Origin of the sequence: Kribbella kalugense (assembly GCF_004365875.1) — a bacterium.
Lineage (GTDB): Bacteria > Actinomycetota > Actinomycetes > Propionibacteriales > Kribbellaceae > Kribbella > Kribbella kalugense.
In genome coordinates, this window is record NZ_SODF01000002.1 from 2,722,247 (window position 1) to 2,742,583 (window position 20,337).

General features: G+C 68.8%; 23 protein-coding genes and 1 riboswitch. Of the genes, 16 read left to right on the top strand and 7 right to left on the bottom strand.

What is annotated here, in order from left to right; translation table 11 throughout:
• The first annotated feature begins 29 nt into the window (after nucleotides 1-29).
• From EV650_RS30935 to ribH, 6 genes are all read left to right on the top strand, one after another.
• Nucleotides 30-1,079 carry a serine/threonine-protein kinase gene (locus EV650_RS30935; protein ID WP_238174551.1) on the top strand — a complete coding sequence of 350 codons (1,050 nt, stop codon included), beginning with the start codon at nucleotides 30-32 and terminating at the stop codon, nucleotides 1,077-1,079.
• Nucleotides 1,080-1,160: 81 nt separating this feature from the next.
• Nucleotides 1,161-1,292: riboswitch (FMN riboswitch) on the top strand.
• Nucleotides 1,293-1,430: 138 nt separating this feature from the next.
• Nucleotides 1,431-2,459: a bifunctional diaminohydroxyphosphoribosylaminopyrimidine deaminase/5-amino-6-(5-phosphoribosylamino)uracil reductase RibD gene (ribD, locus tag EV650_RS30940; protein WP_134122478.1), complete on the top strand. Its 1,029-nt coding sequence runs from the start codon at nucleotides 1,431-1,433 to the stop codon at nucleotides 2,457-2,459.
• Nucleotides 2,460-3,086 (top strand): riboflavin synthase, encoded by a 627-nt coding sequence (locus EV650_RS30945; protein WP_134122479.1) that lies wholly within the window; start codon nucleotides 2,460-2,462, stop codon nucleotides 3,084-3,086.
• Nucleotides 3,083-3,757, top strand: a complete 675-nt coding sequence (gene pnuC / locus EV650_RS30950) for a nicotinamide riboside transporter PnuC (RefSeq protein WP_134122480.1) — start codon at nucleotides 3,083-3,085, stop codon at nucleotides 3,755-3,757. The genes EV650_RS30945 and pnuC overlap by 4 nt, the downstream gene beginning before the upstream one ends.
• Nucleotide 3,758: 1 nt before the next feature.
• Entirely contained in the window at nucleotides 3,759-4,985 is a 1,227-nt protein-coding gene (locus tag EV650_RS30955; protein WP_134122481.1) for a bifunctional 3,4-dihydroxy-2-butanone-4-phosphate synthase/GTP cyclohydrolase II, read from the top strand.
• Nucleotides 4,985-5,455: a 6,7-dimethyl-8-ribityllumazine synthase gene (gene ribH / locus EV650_RS30960; RefSeq protein WP_134122482.1), complete on the top strand. Its 471-nt coding sequence runs from the start codon at nucleotides 4,985-4,987 to the stop codon at nucleotides 5,453-5,455. Before EV650_RS30955 ends, ribH begins: the two co-directional genes overlap by 1 nt.
• Here ribH and EV650_RS30965 read toward each other — a convergent pair.
• Nucleotides 5,435-6,313: an NAD-dependent epimerase/dehydratase family protein gene (locus EV650_RS30965; RefSeq protein ID WP_134122483.1), complete on the bottom strand. Its 879-nt coding sequence runs from the start codon at nucleotides 6,311-6,313 to the stop codon at nucleotides 5,435-5,437. The two genes, ribH and EV650_RS30965, sit on opposite strands and share 21 nt — an antisense overlap.
• 86 nt (nucleotides 6,314-6,399) lie before the next feature.
• Nucleotides 6,400-7,359 carry a hypothetical protein gene (locus EV650_RS40770; RefSeq protein ID WP_202875003.1) on the bottom strand — a complete coding sequence of 320 codons (960 nt, stop codon included), beginning with the start codon at nucleotides 7,357-7,359 and terminating at the stop codon, nucleotides 6,400-6,402.
• A 62-nt stretch (nucleotides 7,360-7,421) separates the two neighbouring features.
• On the opposite strand from EV650_RS40770, the gene EV650_RS30975 reads away from it, so the two are divergent.
• The 3 genes from EV650_RS30975 (at nucleotide 7,422) to EV650_RS30985 (ending at nucleotide 9,583) form a co-directional block, all read left to right on the top strand.
• Nucleotides 7,422-8,387 carry a helix-turn-helix transcriptional regulator gene (locus EV650_RS30975; RefSeq protein ID WP_134122484.1) on the top strand — a complete coding sequence of 322 codons (966 nt, stop codon included), beginning with the start codon at nucleotides 7,422-7,424 and terminating at the stop codon, nucleotides 8,385-8,387.
• 69 nt (nucleotides 8,388-8,456) lie between these two features.
• Nucleotides 8,457-9,095, top strand: a complete 639-nt coding sequence (locus EV650_RS30980; RefSeq protein WP_134122485.1) for an NAD(P)-dependent oxidoreductase — start codon at nucleotides 8,457-8,459, stop codon at nucleotides 9,093-9,095.
• A complete protein-coding gene (locus tag EV650_RS30985) occupies nucleotides 9,095-9,583 on the top strand; it encodes an anthrone oxygenase family protein (RefSeq protein ID WP_134122486.1) in 489 nt (162 codons plus the stop codon). Before EV650_RS30980 ends, EV650_RS30985 begins: the two co-directional genes overlap by 1 nt.
• Here the strand turns inward: EV650_RS30985 and EV650_RS30990 are convergent.
• Nucleotides 9,543-10,526: a P1 family peptidase gene (locus tag EV650_RS30990; protein WP_134122487.1), complete on the bottom strand. Its 984-nt coding sequence runs from the start codon at nucleotides 10,524-10,526 to the stop codon at nucleotides 9,543-9,545. The two genes, EV650_RS30985 and EV650_RS30990, sit on opposite strands and share 41 nt — an antisense overlap.
• A gap of 18 nt (nucleotides 10,527-10,544) precedes the next feature.
• Between EV650_RS30990 and EV650_RS30995 the strand changes: the two genes are divergently transcribed.
• The 4 genes from EV650_RS30995 to EV650_RS31010 all read left to right on the top strand — a co-directional run bounded on the left by EV650_RS30995 (nucleotide 10,545) and on the right by EV650_RS31010 (nucleotide 13,073).
• Nucleotides 10,545-11,237 (top strand): MBL fold metallo-hydrolase, encoded by a 693-nt coding sequence (locus tag EV650_RS30995; RefSeq protein WP_134122488.1) that lies wholly within the window; start codon nucleotides 10,545-10,547, stop codon nucleotides 11,235-11,237.
• Nucleotides 11,238-11,287: 50 nt separating this feature from the next.
• A complete protein-coding gene (locus EV650_RS31000) occupies nucleotides 11,288-11,551 on the top strand; it encodes a phosphoribosyl-ATP diphosphatase (RefSeq protein WP_134122489.1) in 264 nt (87 codons plus the stop codon).
• 49 nt (nucleotides 11,552-11,600) lie between these two features.
• Nucleotides 11,601-12,449, top strand: coding sequence for an ATP phosphoribosyltransferase (hisG, locus tag EV650_RS31005; protein WP_134122490.1), 849 nt, complete (start codon nucleotides 11,601-11,603; stop codon nucleotides 12,447-12,449).
• A 165-nt stretch (nucleotides 12,450-12,614) separates the two neighbouring features.
• Nucleotides 12,615-13,073 carry a PH domain-containing protein gene (locus EV650_RS31010; protein ID WP_134122491.1) on the top strand — a complete coding sequence of 153 codons (459 nt, stop codon included), beginning with the start codon at nucleotides 12,615-12,617 and terminating at the stop codon, nucleotides 13,071-13,073.
• Here EV650_RS31010 and EV650_RS31015 read toward each other — a convergent pair.
• Nucleotides 13,051-13,935, bottom strand: coding sequence for an aldose 1-epimerase family protein (locus tag EV650_RS31015; RefSeq protein ID WP_134122492.1), 885 nt, complete (start codon nucleotides 13,933-13,935; stop codon nucleotides 13,051-13,053). The genes EV650_RS31010 and EV650_RS31015 overlap by 23 nt on opposite strands.
• Nucleotides 13,936-14,015: 80 nt before the next feature.
• Here EV650_RS31015 and EV650_RS31020 point away from each other — a divergent pair, with 80 nt between their 5' ends.
• Both EV650_RS31020 and EV650_RS31025 read left to right on the top strand, forming a co-directional pair.
• Nucleotides 14,016-14,369 (top strand): YciI family protein, encoded by a 354-nt coding sequence (locus EV650_RS31020; RefSeq protein WP_134122493.1) that lies wholly within the window; start codon nucleotides 14,016-14,018, stop codon nucleotides 14,367-14,369.
• Between the two features lie 2 nt (nucleotides 14,370-14,371).
• Nucleotides 14,372-16,051: a DUF6596 domain-containing protein gene (locus tag EV650_RS31025; RefSeq protein ID WP_369409969.1), complete on the top strand. Its 1,680-nt coding sequence runs from the start codon at nucleotides 14,372-14,374 to the stop codon at nucleotides 16,049-16,051.
• Here the strand turns inward: EV650_RS31025 and EV650_RS31030 are convergent.
• Nucleotides 16,030-16,701: a uridine kinase family protein gene (locus EV650_RS31030; protein WP_134122495.1), complete on the bottom strand. Its 672-nt coding sequence runs from the start codon at nucleotides 16,699-16,701 to the stop codon at nucleotides 16,030-16,032. The genes EV650_RS31025 and EV650_RS31030 overlap by 22 nt on opposite strands.
• Nucleotides 16,688-17,182 (bottom strand): hypothetical protein, encoded by a 495-nt coding sequence (locus EV650_RS31035; RefSeq protein ID WP_134122496.1) that lies wholly within the window; start codon nucleotides 17,180-17,182, stop codon nucleotides 16,688-16,690. Before EV650_RS31035 ends, EV650_RS31030 begins: the two co-directional genes overlap by 14 nt.
• Nucleotides 17,183-17,361: 179 nt before the next feature.
• Between EV650_RS31035 and EV650_RS31040 the strand changes: the two genes are divergently transcribed.
• A complete protein-coding gene (locus tag EV650_RS31040; RefSeq protein ID WP_134122497.1) occupies nucleotides 17,362-17,865 on the top strand; it encodes an SseB family protein in 504 nt (167 codons plus the stop codon).
• On the opposite strand, the gene EV650_RS31045 is transcribed toward EV650_RS31040, so the two are convergent.
• Complete coding sequence (locus EV650_RS31045) at nucleotides 17,851-20,337, bottom strand: FtsX-like permease family protein (protein WP_134122498.1); 2,487 nt, start codon at nucleotides 20,335-20,337, stop codon at nucleotides 17,851-17,853. The two genes, EV650_RS31040 and EV650_RS31045, sit on opposite strands and share 15 nt — an antisense overlap.

Below are 20,337 nucleotides of genomic sequence, written 5' to 3' on the forward strand. Positions count from 1 at the left end.
TGGATGGGTGGGGCGGTAGTTTCTTGCGGGTGGAGGCGTTTGCAGGGCGGTATCGGCTGATCGATCTCGTCGGGACCGGCGGGATGGGGTCGGTCTGGCGGGCGTGGGATCTGCGGCGGTCGGCGTACGTGGCGGCGAAGGTGCTCGGGCAGCATGATGCGGCGGCGCTGCTGCGGTTCGTTCGGGAGCAGTCGTTGCGGATCGAGCACCCGCACGTGGTGGCGCCACACGGGTGGGCGGCGGATGACGACAAGGTCGTGTTCGCGATGGAGTTGGTGCGGGGCGGGTCGGTCGCGACGTTGCTCGGTGATCACGGGCCATTGCCCGAGTCGTACGTCGCCGTTCTGCTCGATCAACTGCTCCATGGACTGTCCGCTGTTCACGCTGCGGGCGTTGTGCATCGGGATGTGAAACCGGCCAACCTCTTGCTCGACGTGACGGGTACGGCGCAACCGCATCTGCGGCTGTCCGACTTCGGTGTCGCGGGTCTGGTCGACGAGCCGCGGATGACTCGGAACAGCACGGTCCTCGGTACGCCGGGATACCTCGCCCCTGAGCAGTTGGCCGGTGCCGACCCGGATCCACGCCAGGACCTGTACGCCGTCGGAGCCGTCGCGGCCGAACTGCTGACCGGCGAACGTCCTGGCGTGGACGGCAAGGTCCCAGCCGTCGACGGGCCGCTCGGCGAATTCATCCGCCGGAGTACGGCGGCTGACCCGGCCGATCGTCCCGGATCCGCGAGTGAGGCCGGGCGCCTGCTCGCCAGCGTCGGCGTACTCCCGCCCGCAGGCATCGCTCCCTGGGCCGACGAGCCCGACCCGCCAGAGGTGTTCGACCAGCTCCCGCCGCTGCCGCCCACCTGGTCCCCGACCGGCCCAACCAGCTCGCCCAGCCCAGTCCGCCCGACCAGCCAGGCCGGGCCGACCCGCCCAACGGGCCTGATCGGGCCGGCCGACTCAACCAAAGCTTCGCGAGCGGATCGGGTTCCCACGGGACGGGTGTTGCGCTGGACGGCTGGTGTGAGCTTCGCCGGGGCGGTTGGACTGCTTGGCGCCGCCGCTTGGCTCCTGCTCCGCTGACCCACGAGGTGACCAGGATGTGACCTGGGTCGTGGTGGGGGTTGCGGGGGAGGGCATACTTGGGGCACGAGTGAACCCACTCGCGTGCTCCGGGGTCGGTGTAATTCCGAGCCGGCGGTAATAGTCCGCGACCCGGCCGTTGCGGTTTGGCGGCTGGTTGACCTGGTGGAATTCCGGGACCGACGGTGAAAGTCCGGATGGGAGGCGCACGCGGTCGGCGGGTGCGCTCTGACGTCCGGTCGGGCGTGCGCGCGTCATGCGGCGTACGGCGAGGCCCGGACGGCGGAGCGTGGGCGTCGGTCGTCACGAGACCCCGGTAGTGCGTCCGTGACGATGAGGGACCAGTGAGCTGTGAGCGACGCGTCGCCGATTGATGTCGCCTGGATGCGACGTGCGGTCGAGTTGGCCGCCAGAGGTGTCGGCAGCACCCATCCGAACCCGGTGGTCGGTTGTGTCGTCACCGGCCGGGACGGGCATCCGGTCGGCGAAGGCTTCCATGCCGTTGCCGGTGGCCCGCATGCCGAGGTCGAGGCGCTCCGGATGGCGGGAGCACGAGCCCGTGGCGGTACGGCGTACGTCACGCTGGAGCCCTGCAATCACACCGGCCGGACCGGTCCGTGTGCTGATGCGCTGATCGAGGCGGGGATCGCCCGCGTCGTGTACGCCGTTCCGGACCCGAACAGGACCGCCGCGGGCGGTGCCGAGAAGCTGGCCAGCAAGAACATCGAGGTCGTCGAAGGCGTACTGCGGACCGAGGCCGAAGCGGTCAACAACGTCTGGCTGCACAGCGTCCGGGTCGGCCGGCCGTTCGTCACGTGGAAGTTCGCGACCACGTTGGACGGACGTTCCGCGGCGCCGGACGGGACCAGCAAGTGGATCACCGGTCCGATCGCGCGCGCCGACGTACACCGGCTGCGCGCGGAGTGCGATGCGATTGCCGTCGGCACCCAGACCGTGCTGGACGACGACCCCGAGCTGACGGTCCGCGACGAGGACGACGTACCCGCGGCGCGGCAGCCGCTCCGGGTTGTCGTCGGCGACCGGGAGATCCCGCCGACCGCGCGGGTACGCAACGACCGCGCGGAGACGTTGCTGCTGCCGACTCATGATCCCGCCGAGGTTCTCCGGCAGCTGGACGACCGGCAGATCCGGCACCTCTGGCTCGAGGGCGGCCCGACGCTGGCCGCCGCGTTCCTGCGTGCCGGGCTGGTCGACCAGATTGTCGCGTACGTGGCGCCGGCAGTGCTCGGCTCCGGGTACGGCGCGGTCGGCGATCTCGGCGCGGAATCTATCGACCACCTTCGGCGGTTCAAGCTAGCGGACGTCACCCGGTTGGGCGATGACGTCCGGTTGACCCTGGTTCCTCTGGGAGGAAAGTAGATGTTCACCGGCATCATCGAAGAACTCGGCACGGTCGAGTCCCTTGACCTGCTCGACGGCGACGCCGCGCGGCTCACCATTCGCGGGCCGAAGGTGACCGGGGACGCCGGCCACGGCGACTCGATCGCGGTCAACGGCTGTTGCCTGACGGTGGTCGAGTACGGCGATGGCTTGTTCACCGCCGACGTCATGCGCGAGACCTTGCAGCGCACAAGCCTCGGCGGCCTGGAGAAGGGCTCAACAGTCAACCTGGAGCGTGCTGTCACCGCGCACGCCCGCCTCGGCGGGCACATCGTCCAGGGGCACGTCGACGGCACCGGCACGATCGCCTCGCGCAGCCCGGGTGAGCACTGGGAAGACGTCCGCGTCGCGACGACGCCGGAAATCCTCAGGTACGTCGCCGAGAAGGGTTCGATCGCGGTCGACGGGGTCTCGCTGACCGTGACCGATGTCGACGACGCGACCGGCTCGTTCGGGATCAGCCTGATCCCGACCACGCTGGAACTGACGGTTCTCGGCCGCAACAAGGTCGGCGACACCGTCAACCTCGAGGTCGACGTGATCGCCAAATACGTAGAGAGACTACTTGCCGGAGGCAACGTGAGGGACAACGGAGGCGTGCAGTGAACCCGATCGACTGGCTGTTGCACTCCCAGGTGACGATCGCCGGGTCGCCGGTGCTCGTCCGGGAGATCGTCGGCAACGTGTTCGGTCTGGCCAGCGCCCTGTTCGGCATGCGCCGGCTGGTGTCCGCGTGGCCGGTCGGCATCGTCGGCAACGTCTTGCTGTTCACGGTGTTCGTCGGTGGGATCTTCGACACCCCCCAGGACAAGGACCTCTGGGGCCAGGCCGGCCGGCAGGTGTTCTTCGCGATCGTCAGCCTGTACGGCTGGTACCGCTGGTACCAGACCCGTCACCACGGCGCCGCGAAGGGCGTCCAGCCGCGGTGGGCGACCACGCGCGAGCGGATCGAGCTGCTCGGGATCGGTGTCGTGCTCTACGCGATCGCGTACTTCGTCCTGAAGGGCCTCGGATCCTGGGGTCCGCAGTGGGACGCGTGGATCCTGACCGGTTCGATCCTGGCGACGTACGGGATGGCGCGTGGGTTCGTCGAGTTCTGGCTGATCTGGGTGGCTGTCGACGTTGTCGGCGTACCGCTGCTGGTGCAGGCGAAGTTCTATCCGTCGGCGACGATGTACGTCGTCTACGGGCTGTTCTGCGTGATCGGATTCGCTTCCTGGTGGAAGATCCAGAACGAGGAGCGGGTCGACACGCCCGAATCAGTGGTGGTGGGTTGACATGGGTGACGTGCTGAAGCTCGACACGATCGAGCACGCGATCGACGAGATCCGGGCCGGGCGGCCGGTGATCGTGGTCGACGACGAAGACCGCGAGAACGAGGGCGACCTGATCTTCGCCGCGTCCAAGGCGACGCCGGACCTGCTGGCGTTCTTGATCCGCTACAGCTCGGGCGTGGTGTGTGTGCCGATGGAGGGTGCGGAGCTGGACCGGCTCGGCATCCCGCTGATGACGCCGCACAACCGGGAGCGGATGCGGACGGCGTACACGATCTCGGTCGATGCGCGGGACGGGATCAGCACCGGCATCTCCGCGGCCGACCGGACCCGGACCATTCGGGTGCTGGCGGACTCGGCCTCGGAGTCGTACGACCTGGTGCAGCCAGGGCACGTGTTCCCGCTGCGCGGGCGTGAGGGCGGCGTACTCGTCCGGCCCGGGCACACCGAGGCGTCGATCGACCTGGCCCGGCTGGCCGGGTTGACACCGACCGCGGTGATTTCCGAGCTGGTGAACGACGACGGCACGATGAAGCGTGGTGTCGAGCTGCGGACGTTCGCCGACGAGCACGGGTTGGTACTCGTGTCGATCGACGACCTGATCCGCTACAGGCGTCGTACCGAGTCCCAGATCGAGCGGGTCGCGACGACCACATTGCCCACGCAGTATGGCGATTTTGTTGCCCACGGCTACCGGAACACGGTGGACGGGTCGGAGCAGCTGGCGCTGGTTCGCGGCGAGATCGGGGACGGGCCGACGTTGGTCCGGCTGCACTCCGAATGCCTGACCGGGGACGTGTTCGGATCGCTGCGCTGCGACTGCGGACCGCAGCTGGACGAGGCGATGCGGCAGGTCGCGGCTGAAGGCGGTGTGGTGGTGTACCTGCGCGGTCACGAGGGCCGCGGGATCGGGCTGCTGCACAAGCTGCAGGCGTACGAGCTACAGGACGCCGGCCGGGACACGGTCGACGCGAACCTCGATCTCGGGCTGCCCGCGGACGCTCGCGACTACGGCACCGGCGCGCAGATCCTGGCCGATCTGGGCGTTAAGGAGGTGCGCCTGCTGACGAACAACCCGGACAAGCTGGCCGGCGTCCAGGGCTACGGCATCGACGTGGTCGAGCGGCGCGGCATCTCCATCGACCCGACCGAACACAACCTGCGGTACCTGCGGACCAAACGAGACCGCATGGGTCACGCCGTCCTGGCTGAAGAGAACGGAGCCGGCTGATGTCCGGTAGCGGAGCACCCACCATCGAGGTCCCCCGGGTCGAAGGCGCGCGCGTCGCGATCGTCGTCGCCCAGTGGCACCCCAAGGTCACCGACGGCCTGCTGGCCGGTGCCCTCCGCGCGCTCGACGACTCCGGCGTCACCGAGCACACCGTCGTACGCGTGCCTGGATCCTTCGAGCTCCCGGTGGCCTCGTTGCATGCGGCAAAGTCCGGGTACGACGCGGTGGTGGCCCTCGGCGTGGTCATCCGGGGCGACACACCGCACTTCGAGTACGTCTGCCAGGCCGCGACCGAGGGGCTGATGCAGGTCGGCGTCACGACCGGCGTCCCGGTCGGCTTCGGCGTACTCACCTGCGACAACGACCCCCAGGCCCTCGACCGCGCCGGCCTCCCCGACAGCCGCGAAGACAAGGGCTATGAGGCAACCCAGGCCGCCCTGTCCACCCTCCTAGCGATCCGCGAGTTGTAGACCTCCTGGGGCCCAGAGTGCGGCGACGTCTTCGCCTGCTGCGTCGCGGCGCTTCAGGTCGGCGAGGAATTCGATGAAGTCGTGCTCCGGGCGCCAGCCGAGCAGGTCGGCCGCCTCGCTGAGGTCGTGCTGCTCGACGCTGTCCGGTAGCGCGATCCCGTGGCGTTCGATCAATGCCGCTGCGCCCGGCAGCCGCGATTCCGACCACTCGGCACCGCGCTTGGCGAAGTCGGCGCGGACCTCCTCCGGCATGCCGTGGTCGCTGTGCACGATCGTGCGGAACAGGTCGAAGCGGTGCGCGAGCGCGGCCTCGGTCGCGGCAGCCGTTGCGGTCGCAATGTCGCGGACGTCGACGCCGTTGCGCAGGAGCCGCTCGCCCCAGCGCAGGTAGGGCTCGGGCACGAAGCCGTGGTAGCGCAGGAGCGCGACCGAGGCCCCGGTGGTCTCCTGGTACATCTTCCACAGGTCCTCGCCGAGGACCTTGGTGACGCTGTAGACGCTGCCCCAGCCGTACGCCATCGAGGACGCGAAGACGACGCTCTGGATGCCGGCCGCACGGCACGCCTGTACGACGTTGAACGTGCCGTCGACGTTGACCGCGAAGATCGTCGCGTCGCTGACGCCGGGGCGGTGGGCGTTGTGCCAGGCCGCGAGGTGCACGACCGCATCGCAACCTTCCACCGCCTCGAGCACGTCGGTCGGCGTGCGGGTGTCGCAGCGCACGAACTCGCCGAGGTCCGCGGGATCAGGCGAGGGGATAACGTCCGCCCGGCGCACGTGGTGGCCCGCCGCGGCGAGCCGTCGGGAGACCTCCCGTCCGGCGATGCCTGATGCTCCGGTGACCAGGACGGTGCTCATGCGGATCCTCCACGTGGCGTCGGGAAGCGCGGACGGGGGCGACCCTACTCGCCCCCGCCGAGGAGCCCGTTCCTAGGAGATGCGGCCTAGGAGATGCGCGTGTGGTTCATGTGCCAGTTCGGCAGCCAGGTCTTGCCGCCGTCGGTGGAGAAGGACTGTTCCCAGGAGGCTTTGTCGGTGCCGGGCGTCCAGAGGAAGCGGACGTCAACAGGCTGGCCTTCGATGAAGTCGGGGCCTTCGAAGGTGCCGACGCCGTCGCGGAAGGAGCCGATGACGGGAGTCTCCAGGTTGCCGCGGAGGCTGTTGATCCAGTGGATCGCCCAGGTCTTCGTGTCCGGGCTGTAGATCCGGAAGGTGGCGCCGCGGAACCCCTCGGTCGGGAACCAGCCCTCGTCGAAGCTGATGGCGCCGTCGAAGTACGTCGTGACCTCCACCGTCGCGTCCATTTCGTACCACTCGGCCGGCTCGCCGAGCATCGGCCGCCGGCGGAGGTTGTGGAAGGACCAGCGGCCGACGAGGAAGTCGAAGTCGTCGGTGACCTTCGGTACGTCGAGAGCCGGCGGCGGAGTGTCTCGCCGGGTGAAGTCCATGGTCCAGTTGGTTTCCCAGGTCTTGCCGCCGTCGCTCGAGTAGGCCTGCTCCCAGTGCGCGGTCTGCTCGGTGATGTCCGACCATTCGTAGCTGCACAGGATCGGGAACCCGTCCAGCGAGTCCTCGCCGACCAGCCGGCAGGTCTTGCCGTCCTCCGACCAGCCACCCCGCACCGGCGGGTACAGCTGCATCGTCGTGCTGTTGATCCACCAGATGCTCCACTCTTCGGCCACCGGGTCGAACAGTCGCAGCGACAGGCCGTACGACCCCTTCGTCGGGAACCGCATCTCGTCGATGCTGATCTGCCCGTCGAAGTACGTGCGCGCGGTCGTGGTGCCGTCGTACTCCAGCCACTCGTCGCAGCCGGCGAAGGCCTGCTTCAGGGTCCGGTGCCGGACGTCGAAGTACCCGTTGAGGAAGTCGAAGTCGCCGGTCGCCTTGGTCCAAGTCGTCATACCGGCAAGCTTCGCCGGTATACCTGACAGTCCATGGCAGTGTTTCGGGCTAACCTCGGACCATGCGTTCGAGCCGGCTGTTGTCGATCCTGCTGTTGCTGCAGACGCGCCGGCAGTTGACCGCGCGTGAGCTCGCCGACGAGCTCGAGGTCTCGCTGCGGACCATCTACCGCGACGTCGAGGCGCTCGCGGCCGCCGGCGTCCCGGTGTACGCCGATCAGGGCCGGGCCGGCGGTTATCGACTGGTGGAGGGCTACCGGACCAGGCTGACCGGACTGACCGAGCAGGAGTCGGCCGCTCTCTTCCTGGTCGGCCTGCCGGGTGCGGCCGCGGCCTTCGGGCTGACCGCCGAGACGAGCGGGGCCGAGCTCAAGCTGCTCGCCGCTCTCGCTCCGGACCAGCGGGATCGGGCCGGTCGGCTGAAGAACCGCTTCCACCTCGACCTGCCCGCCTGGTACCAGGACGCCGAGGACTCACCGCATCTCGCGGCCGTCGCCGACGCTGTCCTCCACGACCGTCGGGTCAACGTGCTGTATCGCCGCTGGGAGGAGCCGCGCGAGGTCGAGCGCGTCCTGGAGCCGTACGGTCTCGTCCTCAAGAACGGCAGCTGGTACGTCGTCGGCGCGACCCCCGGCGGACTGCGCACGTACCGCGTGTCGAACATCCTCGAGTTGACGCCGACCGAGGACGAGTTCGAGCGGGCCGCGGACTTCAACCTGTCGGACTACTGGCGCGAGCACCTGGACGGATTCGACCGGGTCCGTCTCACCGCCGAGGCAGTCGTACGGGTCTCGGCGGGGCTGGCCGCGCGGATGTACGACGTCTCGTTCCCGAGCCTGGTCAAGGCGGTGGCGGCGGCCGAGCCGGAGCCCGACGGGAGCGTCGTGGTGACGATCCCGATCGAGTCGGTCCCGAACGCGGCGGCCACGCTGAGCCGGTTCGGAGCGGCTTTGGAGGTGCTGGAACCCACTGAACTGCGGGCTGAACTGGCCGATCTCGGCCGTGCCCTGCTCGATCTCTACACCTGAAGCCATCTGTTCTTGTCTCATATATTATGATTCTCGTACTATATGAGAATCAGATCAGGAGGCGGGCGGATGAGGATCACGGTGTTCGGCGCGACGGGCGGGATCGGCGGCCACGTCGTACGGCAGGCACTCGATGCGGGGCACAAGGTGACGGCGGTGGTTCGGACGTCGTCGACGTTCGAGGTCGAGCATCCGTCGCTGGACGTGGTTCGGGTGCCCGGTTTGGACGCCGAGGAGCCGCTCAGAGAAGCGATGGACGGCAGTACGGCGGTCATCTCCGCGGTGGGAGCGCGCGGCCGCAAGGACGGTCCGGTCGCGTCGAGCAGCACGCGGTCGATCCTGGCCGCAATGAAGGCGTCCGGTGTACGGCGGTTTGTCGCGGTAAGCGCGGCGCCGCTCGGACCGGTCCCACCGGACGAGAGCTTCCTCAACCGGCGGGTGGTCTACCCGATGATCAACGCCTTCGCGGCCGACGTGTACGCCGACCTTCGCCTGATGGAAGCCGAGATCATGAGCAGCGGCCTGGACTGGCGGATCGTCCGGCCGCCGAAGCTCAACAACAAGCGGCTGACCGGTCACTACCGCACATTCGTCGGGGGCACCGTCCCGAAGGGGTACCTCGTCTCGCGTGCGGACGTGGCGCACCTGATGCTCGCGGTCATCGACGACCCGGCGACCGTCGGTCAGCCGGTCGGGGTGGCGTACTGATGACGCGGTTCGTGCGCTCCGTGAGCCTGCTCTTCAGCGGACTGTTCGCCGGATTTCTGCTGGCTGTGTTGGTGCTCGAGAACTCGCTGCGAGGGTTCAACGGGACTGTCTACACGCAAGTGCGGTTGGTGGAGCTGGACTCGTTGGACAAGTTGGCGTCGGCAACGTTGATCCCGGCAATGATCACTGCGGTGGTGCTCGCGTTCCGGGTCAAGGGGATCGATCGGCAGATTGTGCTGTCGGCTGTTGCATTGCTGGTGGTCGTGTTCGTGACGACCTTCGTGATCAACCTGCCGATCAACTCCGACCAGACGTCCTGGTCAGTGCAGAATCCGCCGAGCGACTGGTCCTCCGTCCGGGACCGGTGGCAGTTGGCCCACGCTGTCCGGACCGTGGTGGCTTTGCTCGCCTTCGGCGTACTGATCGTCGGCAGTCAGCGGCGGCAGATCAAGGCAGTCTCGAAGGTGCCTGCTGAGGTCCACGGCTGATCAGGTCGTGGGGTACGGCGCGGACGGTGCGGTTCTCGTAGCCGGTCGTGGTTTGCGCCATCGTGAGGGAGTTGAGGAGAGCCTCTTCGACGGACTCGGTGACGGCTTGGAACGGCGTACGAAGGTCGTGGTCCTGGTAGGTCGGCGTACGGCTGGTGGTGAAGGCGATCGCGTAGTCGCCGCTGCCGGGGGCGAAGTCGGAGCCGACGCGGCCCATCGCGAAGATCGCGCGCCGGGCGAGGCGACCGAGCTGGCGGGAGTCGAGGGGGAGATCGGTCGCGACCACGATCATGCAGGAGTTGCCGTCGGCATCGATCGGCTGAGCGGGGATCGGATTGCCCAGCACTGTGAGTAGTCCGGAGAAGTTCGCTTGCACGATCGCTCCGACAGTTCCGGCGGGGAGAGTACGGGAAGCGGTGCCGATGCCGGCCTTGAAGCCCAGGGCGCCCGTGCCGGTGCCGGCTCCGACGCATCCCTCGGCCGGGAGGTCGGACGAGGCTGTGTCCAGGGCTGCGTAGACGTGGTCGGGGGTGATCGGGCGGCGGCGGATGTCGGAGAGGTAGCCGTCGTTGGTTTCGCCGACGATCGGGTTGAGGCTGGTGGCGGTTGGGTTGCGTTCGAGCAGCCAACTCAGCAGGGCGTCCGCGACGCGGAACGTGCTGAGCGTGCCGGTGAGCAGGATCGGCGTCTCGATCACCCCGAGCTCGTCGACCTGCGTCGTGCCGATCAGCTTGCCGTACCCGTTGCCGACAGCAACAGCTGCCGGAAGCGTGCCGGCGTACCCCTCGGGCACGATCGCGGTGACGCCGGTGTTCAGGCCGTCGCCGGTGATCGTGGTCTGGCCGACCAGCACCCCGGGTACGTCGGTGATCGCGTTGAGCGGACCGGTGGGCAGGGTGCCGACGACGACGCCGAGGTCGCGGACTCTCCGGGGATTCTGCATGCGGATATCGTCGGCCACATGCTCGAGCACCTGACCGGCCGGGTCTGGCTCTACCCGCACGACCCCGACCCGGACGCGATCCGCCCGTCCGTCGCGGTGATCGCCGACGACCGCGGCTCCGTACTCGTCGACGCCGGCAACAGCCCCGAGCACGCGCGAGCGATCCGGACGGCGATCGCCGCGGCCGGGCTGCCCGCGCCGAAGTGGCTCGTCTACACCCACCACCACTGGGACCACACCTGGGGCGCCTGCGCCTGGCCCGACCTCACGGTCGTCGCCCATTCGGCGGCCACCGACATCCTCACAACCGAGGCCCAGCGTCCCTGGAGCCACCGCTATCTGCACGACCAGGTCGAGGCCAACCCCAAGCTCGGTCCGAGCTTCCGCGCTCGCGCCCTCGCCGTACCCGACTGGACCGACTTCCGGATCGTCCTCCCGGACCAGACCTTCGACGACCAGCTCACGCTGCCCACAGGCGTCGTACTGCGTCATGTCGGCGGGAAGCACGCGCCTGACTCCCTGATCGCAGTCTCCGATGGTGTCGCTCTGCTCGGCGACGCGTTCTACCCGCCGCCGTACCACCTCCGCACCGCAGACGACGGCATCGACTACGCCATGGTCAAGCAGCTCCTGTCCGAGCGGCACGCGTACTACGTGGACGCCCACTCGCCGCCGCGCCGGCTGTCCGAGGCGCTGGCGGAGTCCGGGTAGCGGACCTGGGGATGGGGACGGCGGGCAGGCCCCGTAGGCTGGGGCGCGCGATGAAGAGTTTTGAGGAGCTGTTTGCCGAGCTGGGTGAGAAGGCGCGGACGCGGCCGGAGGGTTCCGGCACCGTGGCGGCGCTGGACGCCGGCGTGCACACGATCGGCAAGAAGCTGGTCGAAGAGGCCGCCGAGTCCTGGATGGCAGCCGAGTACGAGGGCAAGGAGCGGGCTGCGGAGGAGCTGTCGCAGCTCTTCTACCATGCTCAGGTGATGATGCACGCGCTCGGCCTGGAGCTCGACGACGTGTACCGACATCTGTAGGAGCGCATCCACAGATCACCGGTTCACACCCCCAGAAAGGGCAGTCGCCATGCTGCGCGTCGCAGTACCGAACAAGGGCTCGCTGAGCGAAGCCGCCACCGAGATGCTGGTCGAGGCCGGCTACAAACAGCGCCGGACCACGAAGGACCTCACCCTCACCGACTCGGCCAACGAGGTCGAGTTCTACTACCTCCGCCCGCGTGACATCGCCGTGTACGTCGGCGAGGGCACGCTCGACGTCGGCATCTCCGGCCGTGATCTGGTGCTCGACTCGCACGCGGACGCGGACGTGATCATGGGCCTCGGGTTCGGCTCGTCCACGTTCCGGTTCGCTGGGCGGCCCGGGGTCGCGGACTCGGTGAAGGACCTGGCGGGCAAGCGCATTGCCACGTCGTACGCCGGGGTGCTGCAGGACCACCTGGCCGAGAACGGGATCGACGCCGCCGTGGTCCGCCTGGACGGCGCGGTCGAGTCGGCCGTCCAGCTGGGTGTCGCAGACGTGATCGCCGATGTGGTGGAGACCGGTACGACGCTGCGCCAGGCCGGACTCGAGGTGTTCGGGGAGCCGATCCTCCAGTCGGAGGCGGTGCTGATCAAGCGGCACGGCGTCGACACCCCGGCGAACGGCATGCACCAGCTGGTCCGCCGGCTCGAGGGCGTCCTGATCGCGCGGAACTACGTGATGATGGACTACGACATCCGCGCCGAGGCCGTCGACGCCGCGACCGCGGTCGCACCCGGCCTGGAGTCGCCGACGATCTCCCCGCTGCACCGGCAGGGCTGGGTCGCCGTCCGGGTGATGGTCAAGCGCGCCGAGGCGCAGCGCCTGATGGACCAGCTGTGGGAGGTGGGCGCCCGTGCCATCCTCACAACGGACATCCACGCCTGTCGGATTTAGAGGGCATCGTGAACCCCTGCGCCTACTGCGCGGCACTCGGCGGGCACCTCGCCGCACTGGAGCGAGGGTCACGATGCTCCGCATCGAAACCCTCCCTCCAGCGCACCGAGGCACTCCGCCGAGCACCTGCTCGCGACGGCGCAGGGGTTCACGATGCCCTCTGAAATGACCGACCGGCTCTTCACCTTCTATCCGCGGGTCCTCCCGCTGATGGCGGGGGTGATGGGCCTGTCGCTGATCGCGGTGTTCGGGGTGATCTGGTTCCGGTTGCCGGCGGACTCCAGGGACACGTTCAGCTGGTTCCAGCGGCTCACCTTGCTGGCCTTCTTCGGGGCGATCCTGTGGATCCTGTACCGGATGATCACCTTGCGAGTGACGGCGTACGCCGACGGGTTGCAGGTGCGGAACGTGTTCAAGTCGTACTCGCTGAAGTGGTCGGAGATCAGCGGACTGCGGTTCCGCTCGGGCGACGCGTGGCTGCAGCTGTTCGATGCCGATGGCAACCGGATCGGCATCCTCGCGATCCAGGCCGCGGAGGGATCCCGGGCGAGCCGCGCCGCGAAGGAACTCGCGGCGGTGGCTCGCGACCACGGCGCCGGAGCTAAACGGCCACCGCAAAGCTAGTCGTGTGGGACTCGCCGGGCTTCAGGACGACCAGGTCCTGACCCGTGATGAACGCGTCCGGTGGGCACGTCATCGGCTCGACGGCCAGCGCCGTACGCCCGACGGCCTCACCGGTGAACAGCTGCATCCACGGGGTGTCGCTGGTCAGGACCGACCGGGCGCCGCTGTCGGGATCGGTCAGCGAGACCGACCACGCGCCGTCCAACCCGGTGAAGGCGTGGTCGATCGAGGTCGATCCGATCAGTCGGCCGGTGCTGAAGTCGTACGGCGAGTCGGCGACCGGCGTGAGGCCGATCGGTTGCATGCGGTCTGCGGACACTTCAAGGCGGTCGGAGGCGGTGAACTCGAGCACGCACTCGTCGATGGCGCGTCCGACGGACAGGTAGGGGTGAGCGCCGTAGCCGTACGGCGCGTTGTCAGCGCCGACGTTGGTCGCGGTCGCCGTCACGGTGAGCCCGTCGTCCAACCGGTAGTCCAGCCGGAGATCGAGCTGGTGCAGGTACCCGGGCTGGCCGTGGAGGCGGTTCCCGACCACGAGCGCGGCCGGATCCGAGCCGTCGTCCACCCGCAGCCAGTTCGCCCACCGGGTCAGCCCGTGGATCGCGTTCTGCCGGGCCGGTTCGGTCAGGTACAGCTGCTGCGCGACGCCCTCGAACGTGTACTTCCCGTCGGTGATCCGGTTCGGCCACGGGAACAGGTGCTGCCCGATGCCCGCATGCGCCGCCTCGTCCTCGCCGTACCCGAGCAGGACCGGGCGGCCGTCGTACGTGAGCCCGCGCAGCCCACCGCCGACGCTGACCACGGTCGCCTCGTACCCGCCGCCGCGGATCGTCCACTGCTCGCCTGATGGCAAAACATTCATGGTCCAATCCTGACGGACCCTGTCCATCCCGGGCGAACCCATTCGTGGTGATGCTGTAAACACGCTGACAGGAGGCACCGATGAAATACCTGCTGCTGATCAACGCCGGAGAGCTCGACCCGGAGAACGCGCCGGTCGGATGTGAGCCGGAGGACTGGATGCGGTTCGACAAGGAGATCACCGAGTCCGGGGTGGTGGTCGCGTCCGAGTCGCTCGCCGACTTGGTGACCGCGACCCGGGTCCAGGTGGCCAACGACGGCAAGCGGACCGTGACCGATGGACCGTTCGCCGAGACCCGAGAGGTGCTCGGTGGGATCTACGTGATCGACGTACCGGATCTGGACGTCGCGCTGGACTGGGCGGCGAAGTGCCCGGGTTCGCGCGGCGGTGGGTCGGTCGTGGTGCGGCCGGTCGCGGAGTTCCCGGGGGCGTGACGATGGACCAGGTCGAGGCGGTGTTCCGGGAGGAGCGGGGCCGGTTGCTGGCTGCGCTCGCCCGGCGGTTCGGGGACCTCGACCTGGCTGAGGAGGTCACTTCGGAGGCGATCGAGGCGGCGCTGGTCCGCTGGCCGGTCGACGGTGTGCCGCCGAACCCGGGCGGCTGGCTGATGACCACAGCCCGACGGAAGGCGGTCGATCGGCTCCGACGCGACCAGGTGTACGCCGCGAAGCTCGCCGTACTGCAGGTCGACATGGACCGCGAGGCACCGCAGTCGACCGGGGACGAGTTGCCGGACGAACGGTTGCAGCTGTTCTTCACCTGCGCCCATCCCGCGCTCGCCGCCGAAGACCGGGGTGCGCTGACGCTGCGCTGTCTGGCCGGTCTGACCACGCCGGAGGTCGCGCGGGCGTTCCTGGTCCCGGCCGCGACGATGGCCAAACGGATCGTCCGGGCGAAGAAGAAGATCCGGGAGGCACGGATCCCGTTCCGCGTCCCCGGCCCGGACGAGCTGCCGGAGCGACTGCCCGGCGTACTGCAGGTCATCTACTCCGTCTTCACCGAGGGGTACGCCGCCAGCTCCGGACCGTACCTGCAGCGGCTCGACCTGGCCGAGGAAGCGATCCGGCTGGCCCGAATCCTGCACCGACTGCTCCCCGCCGAGCACGAGGTCACCGGCCTACTCGCCCTGATGCTGCTGATCCACGCCCGCCGCGACGCCCGCACCGGGCCGGACGGCTCGGTGATCCTGCTCGAGGATCAGGACCGCCGCCGCTGGGACCACTCGATGATCGAAGAGGGCCGCGAGCTGGTGGTCACCGCACTCACCGGCGGCCCCGCCGGACCGTACTCCGTCCAGGCCGCGATCGCCGCCCTCCACGACGAGGCCGTCGACTTCACCGGCACCGACTGGCCGCAGATCGTCGCGCTGTACGACGTACTGCTCGAGCTGGACCCGTCGCCGGTGGTCGCGCTCAACCGTGCGGCCGCGGTCGCGATGCGGGACGGCTTCGAGGCCGGACTGGCCTTGTTCGACGAGCTGGCCGACGAGCCGCGGCTGCGGGACTATCACCCGTTCGCCCTGGCCCGGGCCGACCTGCTGCACCGGCTCGGACGTTTGCCCGAGGCAACCGCGGCGTACGAACGTGCTCTGACGCTGGCCGGATCCGAACCGGAACGCGCTCACGCCCGTGACCGGCTGGCGTCGATGCAGCAGACTGAGCCCATGGAGACCGTTTACGAAGCGGCGGGTGGGTCCGAGGGCATGCTGGCGCTGGCGCGAGCCTGGCACGAGCGGGTGATGGCCGACGAGATCGTCAGCCACGCGTTCCACCCACCGATCGAGCCTGATCATGTCGAGCGGCTGGCGGCGTACTGGACCGAGGCCCTCGGCGGACCGCAGGCCTACACCGGGGTGTACGGCGACGAGGCGTCGGTGGAGCGCCGGCACAGCGGGAACGGCGAACACGACGAGATGAACCGGCTCGCGATCGCCTGCTTCGACCAGGCGATGACCGATATCGACCTCACCGATCCCCGGCTTCGCCAGGTCCTGCACGACTACTTCGCCTGGGCCACCTTCACGCCGATGTACCAGCACAACGACGAGGTCATCCCGGACGACCTCGCCATCCCGCGCTGGTCCTGGGACGGGATTCAGGAAGCGGCGGAGTCGTGAGGCGGTAGCGCCACCGACTTCGTGACGAGCTCGATAGCCGGGTTGAACGGGACGGTCGGGTCGCCGTCGATGATCACGTGGGCGCGCGAACGGGTCGCCTGCTCGGCGAAATGGTCGCGCTCCCAGCGCATCCACTCCAGCCAGTGGTCCCGGAGAGCCTCGCCGTCGCGGTCGATGCCGCGATCCAGGCGGACCTCGTTCGAGGTCTCGACCCACAGTCGCAACGACTGCCAGTGGGCCGCGTCCCGGTCGCAGGATGTGACGCCTTCGACGATCAGCAGGTCCACAGTGTTCGGTACGACGTGGAGCTCGGCGTACGCACCGGCGTACCAGTCGTAGCGGCGGTACCGGCCTTCACGACCGTCCGCGAGCCGTTGCAGCACGTGGTCGCGGAGCAGACCGAATCCACGCTCGGCTCCGGTCCAGCCGTCGTACAGGTCGTCCATGTGGATGACGTAGGTGTTCAGGTCGCGGGCTTCCGCCCGGGCCTGCAGGTGTGCGGCGACGGTGGTCTTGCCGGAACCGGCAGGTCCGTCGATGCCGATCAGTCTGGTCCGGCCCAGTTGAGGCGAGCCGGCCTGGACGTTGTCCAGCAGCGAGTCGATGGTCAGGGGCGATCCGTGGTCAGCGGACGTGTCAGTTGATTCCATGGCGCTTCAGAATGTCCTCGATCTCGTCGAACTCCGACGAATCCTGCTGCTTCGCCTTCCCCTTTGACGGCTTGGCAGCTTTGGCCGCATTTGATGTGGTGGCCGAGGCAGGTGCGGGACCTGTCGCGGTCAGCTCACCCGCGGGCTTCGATTTCTGTGCCTTCGGGGTGTCGCCACGACGGCTGCGGGCCAGGCCGGAGACGACGTACAGCACCACCGAGACGCCGAACAGCGCAGCGCCTGCCCAGACGGTGGGCGAGAAGATCAGGTGCGTGACCCAGCTCACCGTCGAGCGGACCACATCCCAGACCAGCTCCAGCAGACCGGTCAGATACAGCGAGACCGGCAGCAGGGACCAGGCCACACCGCGCGTGCCGGCCGCCACCCCGCGTCGCCGCCAGGCGAACCACGAGCCGATCAGACCGAGCAGCGTGAGGCCAACGCAGAACGGCAGCAGCGTCAAATCGTTGAAGTCAGGCACATACCCAGGCTCGCACAGTCCCGCCCGGAACCAAGAGGGGAACAGCCCTGACAGGACCCTGAAAGCTCGATTGCGGACCGCCAGGCCATCACAACCGGGACCCTGACCCCCGGCTCAGGCGTGGCGGGGCCGATGGGGCGCGATTGTGATGGTTTGGCAGTCCGGACAATGATGTGGCTATGGAACCAGAGAAGCGCTTGGCCTTCACCGGGTTCGACAACGACGACGGGTCGGCGGATCCTGCGCTGGCGACCGCCCTGGCGGAGAGTAACGGGGGAGCGGTACTCGCGGCGCTGACGCAGGCCCGACTGCTGGTTCCGGTGGTGGCGGTGCTCGGCGAGGTCGAGCACGACGACAAGGGGCTGGCGCACGACAAGACGTCGGACATGGCCGTCGCGCTGCTCCAGGGACAGGACGGGCGGAACGCGTTGCTCGCGTTCACCAGCACCGAGAGCCTGGCCGCGTGGAGCCCCGATGCTCGCCCGATGCCGGCCCAGACGCAGCTGATCGCGACCGCGGCGATCCAGGAAGGCGCGGCCGCGATCGTCGTGGACATCGCCGGCCCGGCCGCGGGTGTGGTCGAGACCGACGACGTCCGCCACCTCGCCGCCGGTCATCAGGTGATCCGCCTCGAGGACGGCAACTACGCCTGGGTCGAGCCGGGCGAGTCAGCCGACGGCTGAGCTGAGGGCGTCCATCGGCTTGGGTCGCATCGCGATCCGGCCTGCGATGGCGACCGTCGGGACGACCAGGAGCAGTACGACGGCGATCCAGGCGAGCAGGATCCAGACCGGGCCGGACGGGATCGGCCAGCCGCGGGTCGCCAGCGCGATCGGCAGCACGGTGAACGCGGCCGTGATCAAGCCGGTCACCAGACCCAACCCCGCGATCAGCAGGCCCTCCAGCCCCAGCATCCGCAACACGTCACGCCTCGTCGACCCGGTCAACCTCTGCAGCCCGAACTCCCGGCGTCGGTCCAGCACTGCGACAGCGATCGTATTGACCGAGGCGATCGCCGTGTACGCGACCGCGATCGCTGCCAGCAGGTACGCGATCCACGCGTCCACTCCGAGCCCGGTGTCCAACCCGTCGGCGAGCAGTTCACGCCCACCGATCGTCGTACCAGGCCACTTCGAGAGGTCCGGGTGCAGCTTCTCGTTGGTCTTCAGCACGAGCTGACTCGGCAGGCCTGTCGTTGTGTGGGAGGCCAGTAGTTGCGCGGGGAGTAGGAGGGACTCGTAGCCGGATGGTCCCTCGGCGAGCGCGACCACCTTGACCTTGACCAGTGCGTCGTCGCCCAGCCGCAGTCCGATCTCCGAGCCGACGTCGACCTTGAGCTTCTTCGCCGTACCGGGTGGCAACGCGACTGTGTCACCGGTCAGGTCGTCCAGCGAACCCTTGGTCACCTTGTCTTTGTAGATCGGGCCGCTCAGACCGAGCAGCGGCCAGGCGTCGCTGGTGTGTGAGGTGTCGTACGGCTCCTCGATCCAGCCCTTGCTGCGGACGAGTTCGGACGAGGCGGTGACGCCGGGCAGGGAGCTCGCGGCCTTGGTGAGGGATGCGGGGATGCCGCCGGTGATGACCACGTCGCCGGCCAGGTTGCCGGTGAAGGCGTCGACAGCTGCCTTCTGTTGGGTGGTCTGCGAGTAGATGTTGCCGATGGCAATCGCCGTGGCGATCGTGATCGGGATCAGGATCGCGCCGAACTGCACCGCGCGTACGCGCAGGTTGATCACGGCCAGGACTCCGCTGGTACCGCGCTGCTCGACGAGTCGCGTGATCCGTGGGATGAGTGCGCGTTGGATCACCAGCGGGGCCAGGATCGCGGTGGCGATCGAGCCGGTGAGACCGGCCGGGCCGCCGATCGCGGCAGCGTTGGCCGGACCCATGAACGGTGTCGACAGGGCGATCGCGACGGTGGCTCCGGCGAAGACCAGGCCGATGATGACGCGGATCCGGCTGAGTGCCACGTTGGGTACGGCGGCCTCCGCGAGGGCCTGGATCGGACGGATCCGGGACGCCCGGCCGGCTGCGAATCCGACAGTGATCCGCAGTACCAGGAAGGTCAGGATCGCCGCGCCGGCGAACGGGAGCGGGCCCTGGTCGAAGCGGAGCTGCGAGGGCACGATGCCGCCGTCGGCCAGCATGCCGAAGATCCAGGTGCCGGCGAACCGACCGCATAGCAGGCCGAGTGCCAGGCCGATCAGACCGACCGTCATCGTCTCGGCGATCACCATCTTGCCGACCTGCCGCGGGGTCGCGCCGCTTGCCCGCAGCAACGCCAGCTCACGGCGACGTTGCCGGACCGACAGGCCGATCGTCGCCGAAACGACGAGCGCCATCACCACAGCCACCATCCCACCGAAGACGCCGGACATGATGATCAACGGCAGACTCGTCGCGATCCCCTGGAACTCAGCGACACCGCGATCGTCGCCCGTGTACGCCTTCACACCGGTGGGGAGCTCGAGCCGCTTCGCCAGGTCGCGAGCCGACGTACCGTCCGAGGGGAACACTCCGATCGCATCCACGCCGACAGGCACATCCGCATCCGCGAAGAACACTGCGGGTACGTCGACCTGGTGCTGGGCGGCTGCGATCCCGGCGAGCGTGTAGGTCCGGGGCTCGCCGCCGACGGTCACGGTCACGTGGTCACCGGGCTTGGCTGATCCCGCCAGCCGCTCATCCAGGACGACCTGCCCGCTGCGCGGGGCCCGTCCTGCGGTCAGCCCGTACGGCGTCAGCCCCGCTGCCGACCAACCGTGCCCGGCAAGCGCCGTACCAAACGGTTTGGTATGGCCCGGCAGTTCATCCGCCGTCGGCGAAGTCAAGTTGACCTCCGCCGGGAAGGAGCCGTCGGCGATTGTCTTGGCCACGCCTGGGGTGCTGGCGAGTTTGGTGGTCAGGTCTGGGTGTACGCGGTGGCGTTCCGGGAACGCTGCGGAGCCGCTGCCGTTGGGTGGGTGGTAGGCGGGGTCGCCGGTGACGATGATCGGGGCGGCGGCGAGGCGTTGGGGTGGGGCGTTCAGGCGCAGGCCGGTCTCGAGCAGGCCGCCGGCCGCGCTGAGTAGCGCGCCGCCGAGCAGGACCGCGATGAAGATCGCGAGGAAGGCCGCGGTCCGGTACCGCAGGGTGGTGACGGCGAGGCGGAACAT

What these genes read in the sequence shown, in the direction of transcription:
- EV650_RS30945 (WP_134122479.1), top strand. Translation starts at nt 2,460, where the DNA reads ATGTTCACCGGCATCATCGAAGAACTCGGCACGGTCGAGTCCCTTGAC.
- EV650_RS30955 (WP_134122481.1), top strand. Translation starts at nt 3,759, where the DNA reads ATGGGTGACGTGCTGAAGCTCGACACGATCGAGCACGCGATCGACGAG.
- ribH (WP_134122482.1), top strand. Translation starts at nt 4,985, where the DNA reads ATGTCCGGTAGCGGAGCACCCACCATCGAGGTCCCCCGGGTCGAAGGC.
- EV650_RS30965 (WP_134122483.1), bottom strand. Translation starts at nt 6,313, where the DNA reads ATGAGCACCGTCCTGGTCACCGGAGCATCAGGCATCGCCGGACGGGAG.
- EV650_RS40770 (WP_202875003.1), bottom strand. Translation starts at nt 7,359, where the DNA reads ATGACGACTTGGACCAAGGCGACCGGCGACTTCGACTTCCTCAACGGG.
- EV650_RS30975 (WP_134122484.1), top strand. Translation starts at nt 7,422, where the DNA reads ATGCGTTCGAGCCGGCTGTTGTCGATCCTGCTGTTGCTGCAGACGCGC.
- EV650_RS30980 (WP_134122485.1), top strand. Translation starts at nt 8,457, where the DNA reads ATGAGGATCACGGTGTTCGGCGCGACGGGCGGGATCGGCGGCCACGTC.
- EV650_RS30985 (WP_134122486.1), top strand. Translation starts at nt 9,095, where the DNA reads ATGACGCGGTTCGTGCGCTCCGTGAGCCTGCTCTTCAGCGGACTGTTC.
- EV650_RS30990 (WP_134122487.1), bottom strand. Translation starts at nt 10,526, where the DNA reads ATGCAGAATCCCCGGAGAGTCCGCGACCTCGGCGTCGTCGTCGGCACC.
- EV650_RS30995 (WP_134122488.1), top strand. Translation starts at nt 10,545, where the DNA reads ATGCTCGAGCACCTGACCGGCCGGGTCTGGCTCTACCCGCACGACCCC.
- EV650_RS31000 (WP_134122489.1), top strand. Translation starts at nt 11,288, where the DNA reads ATGAAGAGTTTTGAGGAGCTGTTTGCCGAGCTGGGTGAGAAGGCGCGG.
- hisG (WP_134122490.1), top strand. Translation starts at nt 11,601, where the DNA reads ATGCTGCGCGTCGCAGTACCGAACAAGGGCTCGCTGAGCGAAGCCGCC.
- EV650_RS31010 (WP_134122491.1), top strand. Translation starts at nt 12,615, where the DNA reads ATGACCGACCGGCTCTTCACCTTCTATCCGCGGGTCCTCCCGCTGATG.
- EV650_RS31015 (WP_134122492.1), bottom strand. Translation starts at nt 13,935, where the DNA reads ATGAATGTTTTGCCATCAGGCGAGCAGTGGACGATCCGCGGCGGCGGG.
- EV650_RS31020 (WP_134122493.1), top strand. Translation starts at nt 14,016, where the DNA reads ATGAAATACCTGCTGCTGATCAACGCCGGAGAGCTCGACCCGGAGAAC.
- EV650_RS31025 (WP_369409969.1), top strand. Translation starts at nt 14,372, where the DNA reads ATGGACCAGGTCGAGGCGGTGTTCCGGGAGGAGCGGGGCCGGTTGCTG.
- EV650_RS31030 (WP_134122495.1), bottom strand. Translation starts at nt 16,701, where the DNA reads ATGGAATCAACTGACACGTCCGCTGACCACGGATCGCCCCTGACCATC.
- EV650_RS31040 (WP_134122497.1), top strand. Translation starts at nt 17,362, where the DNA reads ATGGAACCAGAGAAGCGCTTGGCCTTCACCGGGTTCGACAACGACGAC.
- EV650_RS31045 (WP_134122498.1), bottom strand. Translation starts at nt 20,337, where the DNA reads ATGTTCCGCCTCGCCGTCACCACCCTGCGGTACCGGACCGCGGCCTTC.